Source organism: Pantoea sp. Nvir (genome assembly GCF_009829915.1).
Lineage (GTDB): Bacteria > Pseudomonadota > Gammaproteobacteria > Enterobacterales > Enterobacteriaceae > Pantoea.
Genome location: NZ_SZZW01000002.1, coordinates 57,817 through 74,150 on the forward strand (window position 1 = coordinate 57,817; position 16,334 = coordinate 74,150).

11 protein-coding genes and 1 pseudogene are annotated in these 16,334 nt (G+C 38.9%); 6 read left to right on the top strand and 6 right to left on the bottom strand.

Translation table 11 applies throughout. The annotated features are described in order from the left end of the window. Positions 1-416 precede the first annotated feature (416 nt). Positions 417-1,055 (bottom strand): phosphoribosylglycinamide formyltransferase, encoded by a 639-nt coding sequence (gene purN / locus FD729_RS02130; RefSeq protein WP_159931649.1) that lies wholly within the window; start codon positions 1,053-1,055, stop codon positions 417-419. Beyond that, a complete protein-coding gene (gene purM, locus FD729_RS02135; protein WP_159931650.1) occupies positions 1,052-2,092 on the bottom strand; it encodes a phosphoribosylformylglycinamidine cyclo-ligase in 1,041 nt (346 codons plus the stop codon). Before purM ends, purN begins: the two co-directional genes overlap by 4 nt. A gap of 230 nt (positions 2,093-2,322) precedes the next feature. Between purM and upp the strand changes: the two genes are divergently transcribed. Then, entirely contained in the window at positions 2,323-2,949 is a 627-nt protein-coding gene (gene upp, locus FD729_RS02140) for a uracil phosphoribosyltransferase (RefSeq protein ID WP_159931651.1), read from the top strand. Between the two features lie 847 nt (positions 2,950-3,796). Then, positions 3,797-4,516, top strand: a pseudogene (gene hda, locus FD729_RS02145) (DnaA inactivator Hda). A gap of 128 nt (positions 4,517-4,644) precedes the next feature. Here hda and FD729_RS02150 read toward each other — a convergent pair. Both FD729_RS02150 and bcp read right to left on the bottom strand, forming a co-directional pair. Next, positions 4,645-6,162: a M48 family metalloprotease gene (locus FD729_RS02150; RefSeq protein ID WP_159931652.1), complete on the bottom strand. Its 1,518-nt coding sequence runs from the start codon at positions 6,160-6,162 to the stop codon at positions 4,645-4,647. Positions 6,163-7,430: 1,268 nt separating this feature from the next. Then, complete coding sequence (bcp, locus tag FD729_RS02155; RefSeq protein WP_159931653.1) at positions 7,431-7,898, bottom strand: thioredoxin-dependent thiol peroxidase; 468 nt, start codon at positions 7,896-7,898, stop codon at positions 7,431-7,433. Positions 7,899-8,417: 519 nt separating this feature from the next. Between bcp and dapA the strand changes: the two genes are divergently transcribed. The 3 genes from dapA to purC all read left to right on the top strand — a co-directional run bounded on the left by dapA (position 8,418) and on the right by purC (position 11,198). Continuing rightward, on the top strand, positions 8,418-9,296 hold the full coding sequence (gene dapA / locus FD729_RS02160; protein ID WP_159931654.1) for a 4-hydroxy-tetrahydrodipicolinate synthase: 879 nt from the start codon (positions 8,418-8,420) through the stop codon (positions 9,294-9,296). Positions 9,297-9,310: 14 nt separating this feature from the next. Next, complete coding sequence (bamC, locus tag FD729_RS02165) at positions 9,311-10,345, top strand: outer membrane protein assembly factor BamC (protein WP_159931655.1); 1,035 nt, start codon at positions 9,311-9,313, stop codon at positions 10,343-10,345. 139 nt (positions 10,346-10,484) lie between these two features. After that, a complete protein-coding gene (purC, locus tag FD729_RS02170; RefSeq protein ID WP_159931656.1) occupies positions 10,485-11,198 on the top strand; it encodes a phosphoribosylaminoimidazolesuccinocarboxamide synthase in 714 nt (237 codons plus the stop codon). Between the two features lie 468 nt (positions 11,199-11,666). Here purC and FD729_RS05350 read toward each other — a convergent pair whose 3' ends face one another. Next, entirely contained in the window at positions 11,667-11,930 is a 264-nt protein-coding gene (locus FD729_RS05350; RefSeq protein ID WP_255456214.1) for a YpfN family protein, read from the bottom strand. Further along, positions 11,891-13,021, bottom strand: a complete 1,131-nt coding sequence (gene dapE, locus FD729_RS02180) for a succinyl-diaminopimelate desuccinylase (RefSeq protein WP_159931657.1) — start codon at positions 13,019-13,021, stop codon at positions 11,891-11,893. The genes FD729_RS05350 and dapE overlap by 40 nt, the downstream gene beginning before the upstream one ends. A 1,490-nt stretch (positions 13,022-14,511) precedes the next feature. Here dapE and ansP point away from each other — a divergent pair. Further along, the gene (ansP, locus tag FD729_RS02185; RefSeq protein ID WP_159931658.1) at positions 14,512-16,023 is read left to right on the top strand and encodes an L-asparagine permease; all 1,512 of its coding nucleotides are present in this window, start codon (positions 14,512-14,514) and stop codon (positions 16,021-16,023) included. Positions 16,024-16,334 lie beyond the last annotated feature (311 nt).

The following is a 16,334-nucleotide window of genomic DNA, read 5'->3' on the forward strand; positions in this document are numbered from 1 at the left end:
TTCTGCTATTTATTGCCTGTTTTATTTAGCATGATCTAATCTAGTCCAACTGAGCAGCAATGGCGGGTTTAGGTTGACATTATTATCATTGCCATACCAATTACTTTTTACTATCTCTCCCAGGATATTCACTCTACTTTAGTGTACCCTAATCATAAGATAATGTGCGTTATTTTTATTCATCAGGAAGTATATAAGTACGCTGATTTTCCCACAAGATTTCCTCTACCTTGCCTTACTAAGGAGTACTAGTAGAATTGAATGAAACATACCACCTGTTTCTTCATCTAGAAACAGGTGCACTGAATATTATATAACTATCCATGTGTAGGTAACATGAACTAATCGTAAAGTCACTTCAGGCAAGTCCTATACTTTCTTTGGGGTTCGCCTGACAAAAAAAAGTCCTAGACCTGTTACTTACGCGCGTAACCCTGTGGTGGCAGTAGCTTATTATCCAACCAGGCTTTACCTTCACGCATTGTTAAACGTCCTTCGATGAACCAGCTGAGTACTAACGGATATATCGCATGCTCCTGATGTTTTACGCGTACAGCGATTGCTTTTTCGTCATCACTAGGAAATATAGGGACTTTGGCTTGGAATACGATAGGACCTTCATCCAATTTATTTGTTACGAAATGCACGGAAGTACCGTGTTCAGTATCACCGTTTTTCAGTGCTTGACGATGAGTATGTAGACCGGGATATTTTGGTAAAAGAGAAGGATGAATATTTAATAAACGATCCTGATAGTGAGAGACGAAGGCGCTGCTTAGAATGAGCATATAGCCAGCCAACACTACTAAATCCGGAGTGTACGCTTCAATCATCTTAATTAATTGTAGATCAAAAGATTCCCGATCAGAAAAATCGCTGACCGATAGCACATGCGTTGGTACACCAGCCGCGCGTGCGCGTGACAACCCGTAAGCATTGGCTTTGTTACTAAAAACCGCAGAGACACTGCCTTTAATCCGTCTACTTTCACAAGCTTCTAAAATAGATTGTAGGTTACTTCCGTTACCAGAAATCAGTATAACCATCTTCTTCATTTTTCAATGACCACGCATTCTTCCGTATATGAAGTTTTAATCACGCCAATTTTCCAAGCTTTCTCGCCTGCAGCTTGCATTAGATCGATTGCTTTATTAACTTCGGTAGCTTTCAACGCGATTATCATACCTACACCACAGTTAAACGTACGGTACATTTCATGACGGCTAATGTTACCTATTTTTTGCAACCAGCTAAATACAGCAGGCCATTCCCAACTTTGCTCGTTAATTATCGCTTGTGTGTTATCTGGTAGCACTCGCGGAATGTTCTCCCAGAATCCACCACCTGTTAGATGTACGATCGCATGTACTTCGACGTGCTCAATCAGGTTAAGAATATTTTTCACGTAGATGCGAGTTGGTTCCAGTAGATGATCCACTAGAGTCTTTCCATCTAGCAGATTGATCATTGGATTAGTCTGGCTTTTTTGAAGGATTTTGCGAACTAGTGAATAACCGTTAGAGTGTGGCCCACTAGAACCTAGTGCAATCAGTGCGTCTCCGTCCTGCACTTTAGAACCGTCAATAATTTTGGATTTCTCAACTACTCCTACACAGAAACCGGCTATGTCGTAATCATGACCATGATATATTCCTGGCATTTCGGCAGTTTCACCGCCTACCAACGCACAGTTAGATTGCAAACAACCTGCAGCAATACCAGTAATGACAGACGATGCAGTCTCAACGTCCAGCTTACCAGTAGCATAATAGTCAAGGAAAAATAGTGGCTGCGCACCTTGAACTACTAAATCGTTGACACACATGGCGACCAAATCGACACCAATAGAGTTATGGCTTTTGAGATCCATTGCCAAACGCAGCTTAGTTCCTACACCATCAGTGACTAAGACTAGCACCGGCTCACGATATTTTGTCGGCAGTTCACACATGGCGCCGAAATCACCCAATTTACCCATCACTTCCGGGAGTCGTGTCTTTTGTGCTATTTCTTTAATACGGTTAACCAGAGCATTACTAGCATCAATATCTACACCGGCATCTTTATAGCTGAGAAAATTCTTGTCGGTCACTGCCGAATCCTCACTTGATTGCAGTTAATGGTTAATAACAAGTGCAGCAATTTAACAGCTTAGTCAAGCGGTTGCGCGTCCTATTACAAATGACAAATTACAATTTAAAAATCTTTATTAATCCAGGGACCGGGATTTTATCTTTTACTTTAAGCAAAAAATATAGCATGTTTGTAAAAAGGTGTATAATTCCGCGATTTTTTAGATAAACTTTTTCTTGGATAACACCAATGAAGATCGTGGAAGTCAAACACCCGCTAGTTAGACATAAAATAGGTTTGATGCGTAAGCATAATATTAGTGCACAATGTTTCCGTGAGTTGGCCTCAGAAGTCGGTAGCCTACTCACTTATGAAGCTACCGCTGACCTGAAAACAGAACGCATAACCATCGAAGGCTGGAGCGGCTCGGTGGAAATTGATAAAATTAAAGGTAAAAAAATCACTGTAGTGCCAATTTTACGCGCTGGTTTATGCATGATGGAGGGAGTACTCGAACATGTGCCAAATGCGCGTATCAGTGTAGTGGGAGTTTACCGAGCCGAGAATACTTTAAAGCCGGTACCGTACTTCCAGAAACTAGTTTCAAACATCAAAGAAAGCTTAGCTCTTGTAGTAGACCCGATGTTGGCAACGGGAGGATCCATGGTTACCACTATTGATTTACTGAAAAAAGCGGGCTGCACTAGAATTAAGGTATTAGTTTTGGTTGCCGCCCCTGAGGGAATTGCTGTACTGGAAAAGGCTCATTCGGATGTAGAGCTCTACACTGCATCAGTCGATCGTGGAATCAATGAAAAAGGTTATATTATTCCAGGTTTTGGAGATGCTGGAGACAAAATGTTTGGTACTAAATAATCGAAGAAGCTGGCTGAAGATTCATATTGTTTAGAGAACAACACTCTATTTTTCAAAGAGTAAAAACACTATTTTTCTGTAAAAGTCAATTACTCTGTGCTTCTTTCAATTCCAAATTTATCTTTATCTCACCTGGTAGGACAGTTGTTAACATCGTATTATAAGCTAAAGATAGCTTTATCCTTTTCAATATATTTTTGAACTATGCTTTGATAAAAATGACAATTAATGAATTAAAGTGATGTTATTAAAGGCGATGATAGTTATGAAAGGTTATCGAACTAGCAATAGCTGGCGTAGTCGCAAAAAAATAGTTGGTTCTTTTTTCCATTAGTATGTAATAACATTACTATTACCAGACTAATAGTGGCATTAGTAATAAGTTGGTCGCAAAAGTTTTTCAGTACAGTTCTGTTTTGTAAACTCTCCTTTCCTCCTCTTAATACCAATTAAAGAAAAAACAGACAGTATAGCATATGCGTTATTGTGCTTACTATATCAAGTATTCAAAAAAAGCAAAAAATCGGTTGGTGGTGTTTAAGGACATCTTAGTCCAAGGTATGAGCCACTTTATGATGCTATCCACATATCCAATATCAACTTGTCACTCAAATCAAAATAAAGGTTTTGTATAATAAAATGATCATTATCATATTTACTTAGTTGCCTAGTTTTTTTATACTGGAGTAGCTGGGAACTCCATATTGGTATCTTAATAGTAAGTTTTGATAAGATAAGGGCCGTAGCTCCTAAATCTTATATAAGCAAGGACTCCGTATAATCGTCGTAAGGTACAAATTATAGTAGATGGCTATTGTTTCATCTGTTCTCTTTGAGGTTCTTCTGAATATATTGGCGCAATTGTAATTGTCACTTTACCCTACCAGGTGATAAAACTTTTGCCAGCTTCTGGCCGGGGGAAAGAACATCACTTATTTCTGCTATCAAAGACTCCCTTAGTCAGGAACGTAGTAGCTATCTCTATTTCTTGTCACGAGAAGAAGGTCGTGGTCGAGGTTATCTGTTACGCGCGGCCTGCACTGAGTATCGGCACACGGTGAAGCGTCAGGCTATGTGACCTTTGATAAAGGTACTTTGATAAACGTAAAGTAGTTTGTGCCTGGTGTACTTGATGGTATGGAAAATCTTGCATTAGTTTTTATCGATAATATTGAATGCATCTCCGGAGAAACAGCATGGGAGATGATGATTTTCGACCTCTACAATCTAATGTTGGAAGCGGGTAAAACACGATTATTAATCACCAGTAATCGCCACCGCAACAACTTAATCTTAATTTGCCAGATTTAGCGTCGCGTCTTGATTGGGGTCAAATCTATCATATCTGCAGCCACTAACAGACGAAGATAAGCTACGGGTATTACAGTTGTTGCGGGCGTGTATGAGGTGAGTTTAATGACCTGAGGATGTAGGGCGTTTTCTGCTGAATCGTCTTGATCGAGAAATGCGCACTCTGTTTGAGACCTTGCCTCTCCTTAATAAGGCCTCTATTAGCGCGCAGTGCAAATTAACTATTCCCTTTGTTAAGAATATTCTCGGTCTTTAGAATTTTTCTAGTTCTTAAGCTTAACGCCGTACTGTATGTTTTTAATATCGCATAATTTTACAGTACTTAATGAAGTACGAATTATGATAACTACTGTCCCCATATAGGAAGTATTTATCTTTTAGTACTTAGTAATATTGAAAATTTTTCAACATTTTTCGTAGATGTAGATGGGCAATACTCTCGTTATACTTTTGAAAAATTTTCTGCATCTTTCGTAGTTGGTCGATGCGTTCGTCATAACGAAATTGCTTTAAGCTGTCAACGTTTACCATTGTGCTAGCGTTGCTCAATAAAGCAATTGCCTCCTCTAAATTGCCTTTCAGTGCCAATATTTCAGCGTGCGCCGAAAGTTGTTCATCATTTAACTCCTCCATACCCAATGCTTGCGATAGCATATCCCAGCCCTTTAAATCATTTGGATACAACCAAGTGTAGTGGTTAAGGATACGGCAGGCCTTAGCAGGTTGCTTAGCTGCAAGATAAGCACGAGTTAAATTAAGTTGTAGAGTAGGACTATTTTTCGATGCACCCAAATCTTTTATCATCTTAATCGCCTTCTCCGGCTGTTTCAAGCCGAGATATATATCAGTCATGCTATCGAGAAGCCAAACGCTGTCTGGTTTCTTCATCAGTAAAGGCTCAATAACCTTCTTCGCGTTTGCGAAATCATTCTTCTGTAAAAGTTGTATGGCCCTGCCGTATTGTGCAGCCTGTTGTTCACGGCTATTGCCATGTTCATATTTCTCCAGAACCTCTTCGATTAATTGATGGGAGTTGGTGTTAGGAGCAATAATTAGTATACGTACTTTTGCCATATAGTAATCCTGCGAGGACTGCACTACTACTGCACGCATCTGATTAGCGCGGTTGCGCATGTCCGCTAAGCGATTATCTGGTAGAGGATGAGTAAGTAGAATTTCTAATGGTTTCGAAGAGAAAAGACTTTTATCAACTAACTTCTGTAAAAAATCTGGCATGGCCTGAGGATCAAAACCGGCACGTTGCAATACTTGAATGCCGATGCGGTCAGCCTCTTTTTCATTACTCTGCGTAAAACTGAGCGTTTCTTGCTGCGTGCTTGCTAACGCTCCAGTCAACGCCGCCATACCCATTTGCGGATTAGCCATTGCGAGTAAAATCGAACCTAGTGTGCTGGCCCAAGTGAGAGGAGCTTTGTGCTTTTGCTCCTCAATTGCGCGCGCTAGATGACGTTGGGTGACATGAGAAATTTCGTGTGCCATTACCGATGCCAGCTGGCTTTCATTATCAGTAAAACGGAATAGTGAGCTATGTAGTATTACGTTGCCACCGAATAAGGTGAATGCGTTAAGATCATCGCTCATGACTAAAAAGAAATGGAAGGGTGTTTTTACTGAGTATGCATGCGTCACCAATCGCTGACCAAGAGAATTAATATACTGAACCAGCAAGGGATCATGGATAAGTGGTGCACTAAAACGCATTTTTCTAACGTAATAATCTCCCATCTGTATTTCCTCTTTGATAGAGAGAGTTGCACCCGCTGTAGTGCCTATGTCAGGCAAGGAGTCGCTGATGTCGTCAGCCCATGAGGCAGAATGAGGTATTAGCAAAAGTGTGGGAATTAATGTAGCAAGTAGCGTTTTTTTCAACTTGTTTAACATGCCTAGATCCTGTAGAAAAACCCTGAGGCTGGGGAATAAATTTTGTTTTCAAAGTATAAAAGGTATAAAATTTGTTATACTGATATGATATCAAGGTCAAGAGAAATAAAACATCAGTACTATCATAAATACTCCCCACTAGTATTTTACAGCAGAACATTAAATATTGATTAAAGGATAATTTTTATTTAATAAAAAACTTATTTATTTAACAGAGTCTACTTGAATAATTACGTATTTTATAATAGCTAAGAAAAGCTTAGTTGCTTAACTCATAATTTAGTATCTAGGTAAGTTCATAGATATGTTAATTAATTTTAACAAAATGAATATCGAATATTTTTCTTTTTTAGATAAAAAATACAAAAAAAACTTAACAAAAATATCTAAATCAATAAATAGTTTATTTAAAACGATTTTTAATCTAGAAAATATAAATGAATAGTATGCCATATATAATAATTATTATCATATAATTTATTTAAAAAATACTTTGTATTAATTCTTAAAATTTTTATTAATCTCATGCTGCACCAAGTGTTTATGATAGTGATCAGTTACCTATTATAGGTAAATTAATAATTATATATCATCTAGATAACTATTTGTCTGACTTAATTTTAAGTAAATCCCCATTATAATTAATGGTGGTTTCGATATTTCATTAAAGAGTAAAAAATAATTTTTAAAATTTAAATAGACCGTGCCTTTTTAAGGCAAACTGTTTTAAAAGCCATGGTAAAATTTACTACTTCAATATGACATTATTTAAATTTGTTCAATGTTCCTAGCCTAAGCAATTTTTTAAAAAAAGCGTAGTCTATGCATATACCAATTTAAGATTGGATAGGCAATTTTTCATAATTTATATAGTATCTATAGTATTTCAAGATTAACTAGAGCGTCACTCCTACTGTTTAATATATTCTAGCGAGACTCGCAATATAGCATGCTACTTCTTTTGTTAGAAGTTCAAAAAAAGAAAATTTAAGGCTACAAAGGATCGATCGTACCATCACACCTTATGTCACTAGTGCAAATTATCCCCAAAGATAAAAAATATTGTAAAATATTTCAGGATGGACTCATCTTTTACTGACAGTTACGTTATGCTGACTTAGCTGCTCTTCAAAATATGGCAGCATTTCATGCTGCTTAATATAGTTGTTCTGTCTATTATGAATAGATTATCCCTAATGCCTCTTAGCTACCATACTACGACAACTAAAATTTTACAAACTGGCATTTCCTCCAAAGCATGCAAAACATTATATGGGCAGCAGGTAATTCATTACAATACTGTTATGATTAGAAATTTTAAAGTCCTTGAAAACCTTCTCAATTATCCCATTCTGGTCTACTAAAAAACTGATACGGTAGATGCCGTTATAACGCTTTCCCATAAAAGATTTTTCCCCCCAGACACCAAATGCGGTGCAGACTTGATGATCTTCATCAGAGAGAAGTGTAAAGTTCAGCGACTCTTTTTCAGAGAAACGTAACAATTTTTCTGGTTTGTCAGTACTTATGCCTAGTACATATACATTGGCTTTCTTCAATTTATCCATATTGTCGCGCAGACCACAGGCCTGAGTAGTACAGCCAGGCGTCATGGCTTTCGGGTAGAAATATACCAGGACACGCTGTCCACGGAAGTCGGTTAAATTTACACGTTCACCATACTGGTTGAGCAAGCTAAATTTCGGTGCCGCATCACTGGCTTTCAGTGGATTCATAAGACTGCACTCCATTTTGTGCTGTAAGCAACGCCTCATGTTGAACAGTGCTAGGAGGAAAGTTGCTCAAAAGGTATTTCACTAAAAAAGCCTGTAATACAGAACTATAAATCAGCAGTATAGTAAAGAACGCCCTGTCTGCAGCTTAAAGTTAGCCTGTAGTAGACAGAATCGTTATTATCCATACCTTAAAATTTAACATGTCTTTAGTATTAAATGCGTGTTACTTAGTATCTAAGTATCTGAGTAAAATAAGATGGGATTAGCTAATGAGTTTTAGTGATAATTCGTTTCGTGACAATGAGCATCTCTGATATCTCTCTAGTTTAGCCCTTTTAACATCAGTGTGAATTTGATAGTTGAGCGCAATAGCGACAGATTGTACTTTCCTATTTATTTTCTAATAACTATGAAGTACACATAACAAAACTCTGAAAAACACAGGAGTAGTATAGCGTACTTGCTTTTCAGCAGAAGTAAAACATACCATGGAGCACTTTTTTGTCAAGGGGATCGCCAATGTTTACGGGAAGTATTGTTGCACTAGTTACGCCAATGGATGATAAAGGTAATATCTGCCGTACGAGTCTAAAAAAACTAATTGATTATCATATTACTAGCGGCACCGCAGCAATTGTCTCTGTCGGTACCACCGGTGAATCTGCTACCCTGAGCCATGAAGAGCATAGCTACGTAGTGATGCTAACTCTCGAAATGGCGGACGGACGTATTCCAGTGATTGCTGGAACTGGCGCAAATGCCACCGCAGAAGGTATCTCTCTCACTAAACGTTTTGAAAATAGCGGTGTAGTTGGCTGTCTAACCGTAACGCCTTACTACAATCGACCGACGCAGGAAGGATTATACCTGCATTTTAAAGCTATTGCGGAAAGCACGGATTTGCCGCAAATGTTGTACAATGTTCCTTTACGTACCGGGTGTGACATGTTGCCGGAAACAGTCGCGCGCCTTGCTGAAATCAAAAATATCATCGGCATTAAAGAGGCAACCGGTAATTTATTACGAGTTAGTCAAATTCAGGCACTAGTCGACGAAGTATTCATTATAGTAAGTGGTGACGACGCCAGTGCGCTCGCACTCATGCAACTAGGTGGCAAAGGAGTAATTTCTGTAACGGCCAATATTGCAGCTCGTGAAATGGCAAAGCTTTGTACATTAGTGCAGCAGGGAAGCATTTCCGAGGCACGTCGCCTGAATCAGCGTCTCATGCATTTGCATCAAATGCTTTTCTGTGAACCTAATCCCATACCGGTTAAATGGGCTGCGAAACGGCTAGGATTAATCGCGAGCAGCACGTTACGTCTGCCGATGACGCAACTAAGTTCGGCAGCCATACTGAAAGTTGAGCAGGCGTTAATCAAATCGGGGTTACTATAATTTATGAGGGGTTAATGAGTCATTCTGTAAAACGTTCAACCATTGCAAATATTTTGTTGTTATCTACTGTAATACAGTTGATAGCTTGTTCAAGCAAGCATCTCTATAAGATTGAGATTAATGATAATGAATCTTATTTACAGAGTAGTAGACTACGCAATCTGAATACTCCTTCTGGTATGATACTGCCGGTAGAACATGATGATTACGACGTACCATATGCAACCACTAGCGGCAAGATCGGTATACAGCTTGATATTAGTCCACCGGTTCAACCGTTAGTAATCATAAAAGACAGCAAGGTGCAATCGAATGGCAATGCTGGTAGGATAATATTAGGAAATGAATGCAGTTTAATGTGGGCTGATGTGACGCAACTCTTTCACTCTTATAACTTTCCAATTTTAGATCTCAATAATAAGGAGCAGAGACTGACTACCGATTGGATATCATGGTGGAATTATCACCAAAAAAATAATAAATATAATGGACGCTATCAAGTCAGCATGCAATTACTAGGTGATCAGCGGGCACTGGCAGTGCGTCTAATTGAGTTGCAGCAGAATGGCAAAGTTATAACTTCACCGGTGTTAATTGCACGTTATACTATTCAAATATTGAATGAGATCAGTGCTGGTCTAGATAAAGTTGATATTGCTAATAGAAATATGGCTGAAGGTCGCACTCCAGGACACATCGATGTACAAAACAGGATGGACAAAGCTAACTTACCTATACTTGTCCTACGCGCGCCTTTTAATATCGTCTGGAAACGTTTACCCCAAGCTATGAAGCTTATTGGTATGGAAGTAACCAAAAGCAACTTTTCGCATGGCATTATGCATATTACCTATAAATCACCTGGAAGTAGTGTGTGGAAGGATTTTGGTACGAAGAATCCTCACTTATTAAATGGCAATTATAAAATTCATATCAGCGATCTAGATAATCGGAGTAGCTTACAATTTGTTGATTCTAAAAACCATGTGATTACATCTGCGCAGAACTCTGCGTTGGGAGCCGTGTTCCAAGTAGTACTTAATAAATAAATTTCTTTACGACTCGCTAGAGATTCTCCAGCATTTTTTCCCTCTGGCTGTAATAACATATGGTAAACTAAATGATTTTTATTGCAGTAATCTTGCTGCAATAAAATATCCGAAATTTTTAATTCTGGAGTTAACAAAAATGCGAAAGCGAGCTGAGTTGTATCGCGGTAAAGCGAAAACTGTATATAGCACCGATGATCCGGATCTACTGGTACTTGAATTCCGTAACGACACGTCAGTACACAATGGAGCCCGAATTGAGCAGTTTGAACGCAAAGGAATGGTGAACAATCATTTCAACTATTTTTTTATGACTAAACTACAGGAAGCAGGTATCCCGACTCATATTGAAGAACTGCTCTCCAAAAAAGAAGTATTAGTGAAAAAATTGGAGATGGTGCCGATAGAGTGTGTAGTGCGTAACCGAGCAGCAGGATCCCTAGTAAAACGTCTAGGTATAAAAGAAGGTATAATCCTCAATCCTCCGCTGTTCGATTTATTCCTTAAAAAGGATGTACAACATGATCCGATGGTGAATGAATCTTACTGTGAAACTTTCGGCTGGGTTAGCAAAGAGAATCTGATGCGTATGCAGGAGCTGACTTACAAAGCCAATAATGTAATGAGTAAAATCTTTGATAATGCGGGGTTAATCTTAGTAGATTTCAAGCTTGAGTTCGGTTTATTTAAAAACGTAGTTATGTTGGGCGACGAGTTCTCTCCAGACGGTGCTCGTCTGTGGGACAAGCAGACGATGAATAAGATGGATAAAGATCGTTTCCGTCAGGGACTTGGGGGCTTGATTGAAGCTTATGAAGAAGTGGCATATCGCGTAGGTATTAAATTTTGCTGAGTGTCTTTTTTGGAAAACAAACACGAATTCTAATAGTTAACTCTATAGAATAGAAAATCAAGAAACGTTCAAAGGCTAACTGAACGCAGAGGATAATAGATCAGTCAGCCGCTAGGAATATATGCTGATATTACTGATTAGATGCTGCAAACAATCGTTCCCTCTCTATTATTAGAATAGCCAGCGATAATTCGTACTCTATATTAAAATTTAGAGTGGCTCGTTTGTAAATGTCTATAAGTGTATTTGCTGTTGTTGCCGTTTATTTGTGTTACACGTTCACTAGCAGCTTACGTCTTACTTTGTCGTTGTAGGTGCTAAATGTGCCAAACTTTAAGTTAACTTAACTTTCTGTATCTCTGATACCTAACGCCGCTACTGACCATTACAGCATGGATCTGTATGTTAAGTATTTTAGATCAGATACGGTTTATTGTCTGGGTGTCATCTGGCAAAGATATGATGATATTATAGATTACTATTTTTTGTTAGAGAGTCGTCTTTCTCATCCTCCTCCTTATTGTTAAGATCATGGTACAATGGCAGATGAGGTTTATTTTCTCTGTATTTTTTATGGTTGATTTGTTTTAGGGATCTGTAACCATTCATTATTACACCAACTGGTAACAGAACTATGATAATCCACCAGTGATCTTTAATAAATTCTATCTTTCTGCTCCTATTAATCGTTTTTAGGCGATTAGCTGCTCCATAATGCGCTGATATATGCAACTTAGTGTTTGCAAATCAGTTGCTTTTACGCACTCATTTATTTTATGAATGGTAGCATTAACTGGCCCCAACTCAACTACCTGTGCTCCCATGAGTGCAATAAAACGCCCGTCAGAAGTGCCTCCTGTAGTCAGGAGCTGTGGCTTAACTGTATGATTATAGTATGATACCGCTTGCATTGTGGCGTCAACTAGTTTACCATGCGCAGTTAGGAACGGTTGGCCTGAGACGGTATACTTTAGAGTATACCGCAGTTGATAACTATCTAATAAGGCCATTACACGATCCTTGATTATCTGAGTAGTCAATTCGGTACTGAAGCGGAAATTGAATTGCACGAAACATTCACCTGGGATAACGTTGTGACTGCCGGTACCGGCTTGCATATTGGCAATCTGCATACTCGTCGGTGGAAAAAACTCATTACCGTGATCCCATTCTGTGAAAATGAGCTTATTGAGCGCCGGTATGGCGCTATGCACCGGATTTTCCGCCAGATGTGGATAGGCGACATGGCCCTGTACACCATGAATGTTAAGATTAATCGTCATGGATCCACGGCGACCATTTTTCACTACATCACCCAGTACTTCAGTGCTGGATGGTTCGCCGATTAGGCAATAGTCAATACGCTCATTGCGTGCCATGAGACGTTCTACCACTCTGACTGTTCCATTTTGCGCACTTGCCTCTTCATCAGAGGTGATTAAAAAAGCTAGACGACCTTTGTGCATAGGGTGTACAGCCACAAATCGCTCTGCCGCTACCACCATTGCCGCGAGTGATCCTTTCATATCTGCCGCACCGCGACCAAACAACATACTATCACGAATAGTCGGTTCGAAAGGTGGATTAATCCAGAGGCGTAGATTGCCTGGTGGCACTACGTCAGTATGACCGGCAAATGCTAGAGTTTCTCCCTGACCACGCGTCGCCCAGAAGTTTAGAGTATCGCTTATTTGCATTAGTTCTACGCTAAAACCAATCTCTTTCAAACGATCAATTAATAGCGCCTGACAACCTGCATCATCTGGGCTCAGCGAGCGTCGCCGAATAAGCTGCTGTGCCAGTTTAATAACCGGACAGAACATATATAATGACTTCTCCTAAATACACACGCAGCTGATGCTTGTGGTAAGCGTGCCACAAGCATCAGAAGAAATTTAGCGCTTCCTCTAAATCAGCAATAGCGTCAACCGTAGCTTCTAGCGGCCTATGCTAAATGTTCTCATAGGGAGGCTAGTCGATAAACTAGAAAGCAGTACATTGTCTAACTTGCTAGTACAAGACTCATAGAATGAATAGTTAGATATTTGCTGCATTTTTTATGGTGTCTAAATTTTTTATATCTTACATAGACTACTATTCTAGTAACAAAGTTCCCTCTACTTATAAAAAGTAGAACAGTCTATCATCAATAGCCAACAAGGTCATTAGATATGGGTACCAATACTACCTGGTAGATTCAATCTCTTTTTTTGACTAGGTCTATTCCCTGATAATCATGATATTTTCCCATCAATACGCTATGTAAGTAAATATCTGTGTATTACACTAACCATGCTCTTAACATTCTTACATATGGAAATTAAAAATGGAATTGACTAGCGTTTATAGTGCAAGAATACTTAAAATCCTAACACTTTTACCGGAAAAGACTTTTTATTTCTGATGAAAATCGATTTTTGTAGCGGTATTTACTTAGAATGATCTGCATAATATACATTATAATAATTCTAATTATCTTCACGATCTTGCCGTTCACCAATTAATTAATAATTATAAATATGCTGTAATGCTTAGAAATATTAAATCTTTTAGGATGGTAGTGAAAACATACAGCTTCTTTCGCTATTTAAAATTAATTGATATTTTGCAGAAGAATGAGGACACCATACAAAAGTTTTTGTATACGATAATGGGATTTATATGATATTCATTTTTTAGCACCGCTAAAATGTATTCAGATTCTAACTAACTTTTAGAGTTACTTTAAAAAAGTAAATTCTACCTTTCCAACACCACTATCGATTTGTCAGAGCTGGTTATTACTATTAAAAGTTTAAAATTATATTGGTGCTTTGCTTGTTCTACGTTTCAATAGTGTACAAGTATTCGGTAGAGAAAAATAAAATAGGATAGTAGGTGAAATCACTTAATGTTGGATTAACAATATTTAGCAGAATTTCCTATGCCTTCGTCAAAATCCTAAGGTATGGGCATAATCCACTGCTAAGTTCTCGGTTTGAGAATTAGAGTGGTCTCAGACTATATAGCACGGCTCTGCTTGTAATACCCAACGCACTTTTCTATTTTTGCAGGCTTACTAGCTTTCCCATAGGTGGTTTTTATGCAATAAAATGGTTTATTACAAAAGACTTTGCGTCTTTGCCTGTATATTTTGGTTCGTTTAAGCATACTAGGTGGTGTATTGGCACTGTCATAATTTTCCATGCCATTTTACCTGTAATTTACAGGCAGCCTAATTAGGGTAACTATCTAATCTCTCTCATGGCGATGGCGTGTGTAGTCTTTTGTAATCTTTTTGCTCGCCATGATTAATGGTTAGGATAAAAATGCTATGAAATCTACTAAAAAAACCGCAGCTGAAATTAGTGTTGCGAAAAGACGCTGGCTAGATTCACATGACACTGGCTACCAAAAAGCAATGAATAATCGTCATGTTCAGATGATAGCTATTGGTGGCGCAATCGGCACTGGTCTCTTTCTTGGAGCAGGAGGACGTCTACAGGCGGCAGGACCAGCCTTGGCACTTATCTATTTGATTTGTGGTATTTTCTCTTTTTTTATTCTACGTGCTTTGGGAGAATTAGTACTACACCGCCCATCGAGCGGTAGTTTCGTTTCTTATGCTCGTGAGTTCTTGGGAGAAAAAGCAGCATACGTAGCTGGATGGATGTATTTTGTAAACTGGGCGATGACTGGTATCGTCGATATCACCGCTGTAGCCCTCTATATGCACTATTGGGGCGTGTTCAGTGATATACCGCAGTGGGTCTTCGCGCTAGGAGCACTAGCGGTTATAGGTACCATGAACATGATCGGTGTAAGGTGGTTTGCAGAGATGGAATTTTGGTTTGCGCTGATTAAAGTACTAGCTATCATTGTTTTCTTAATAGTTGGTGTAGTGTTTCTTATCACTGGCAAATCACTTGATGGAAATGCTACCGGCTTCTACTTAATTACTGACAACGGCGGGTTCTTTCCGCATGGCCTACTTCCCGCACTAGTTCTGGTACAGGGTGTAGTATTTGCTTTTGCCTCTATCGAACTTGTAGGAATCGCTGCGGGTGAGTGTAAAGATCCGACAACTATGCTACCGAAAGCAATTAATAGTGTAATCTGGCGTATCGGTCTCTTTTATGTTGGTTCTGTAATCTTGCTAGTATTACTTCTACCGTGGAACGCCTATCAAGCGGAACAGAGCCCGTTTGTGACTTTCTTTTCAAAGCTAGAGGTGCCTTACGTTGGCAGTATTATGAATATTGTGGTGTTGAGCGCGGCGCTTTCTAGCCTTAACTCCGGTCTCTACTCTACCGGTCGTATTCTGCGCTCTATGGCAATGGGTGGTTCTGCTCCGAAATTCATGTTAAAAATGAACAACCAGCAAGTACCATACGCAGGTATTCTTGTTACTATCGCAGTCTATGTAGTAGGAGTAGTACTGAACTATTACGTGCCTTTACAGGTATTTGAGATCGTATTGAACGTCGCATCGCTGGGAATTATCGCTTCCTGGTGCTTTATCGTAATTTGTCAAATACGGCTACGTAAAGCAATTAAAGAGGGCAAAGTAGATGACGTTAGCTTCAAGCTTCCAGGTGCACCGGTCACTTCTTGGTTGACACTGCTATTTTTGCTGAGTGTTCTGGTGCTGATGGCGTTAGATTACCCGAACGGTACCTACACAATTTCTGCCATTCCTGTTCTTGCAGTACTGCTAGTATTGGGATGGTTCGGTGTGCATAGACGCGTACATGCTATTGAGCAGAAAGAGAGTGATAATTTATATGATAATAAATCTCGGGAAGTGGTAGACGAAGCCGCGCGTTCAGAAAGTCCGTGCCCATGAATGAAAGAAGATTATATCCTCATACTTACTTACGAGGTGTTAGAAATATGGACTGATAAATTTAATTGAAGTAGAAGTGGTATTAATAATAAAAACAGTAATTTCTCTGGATTGTTAGAACCTGCTTTCCCTTTTTAAGGCTTTTCATTAAACTTTTATCGGAAAGTAGTAATACTTTTTAGTGAATCTACTAATTATCATTCAGTATATACAGTTAGTGTAAATTCACACTTCGTATTGGACAGAGAAGAACAAAGAACAAAATACACTTGCCGCGATCGTGATCTTTATACGCAGTTCAGTACATATGA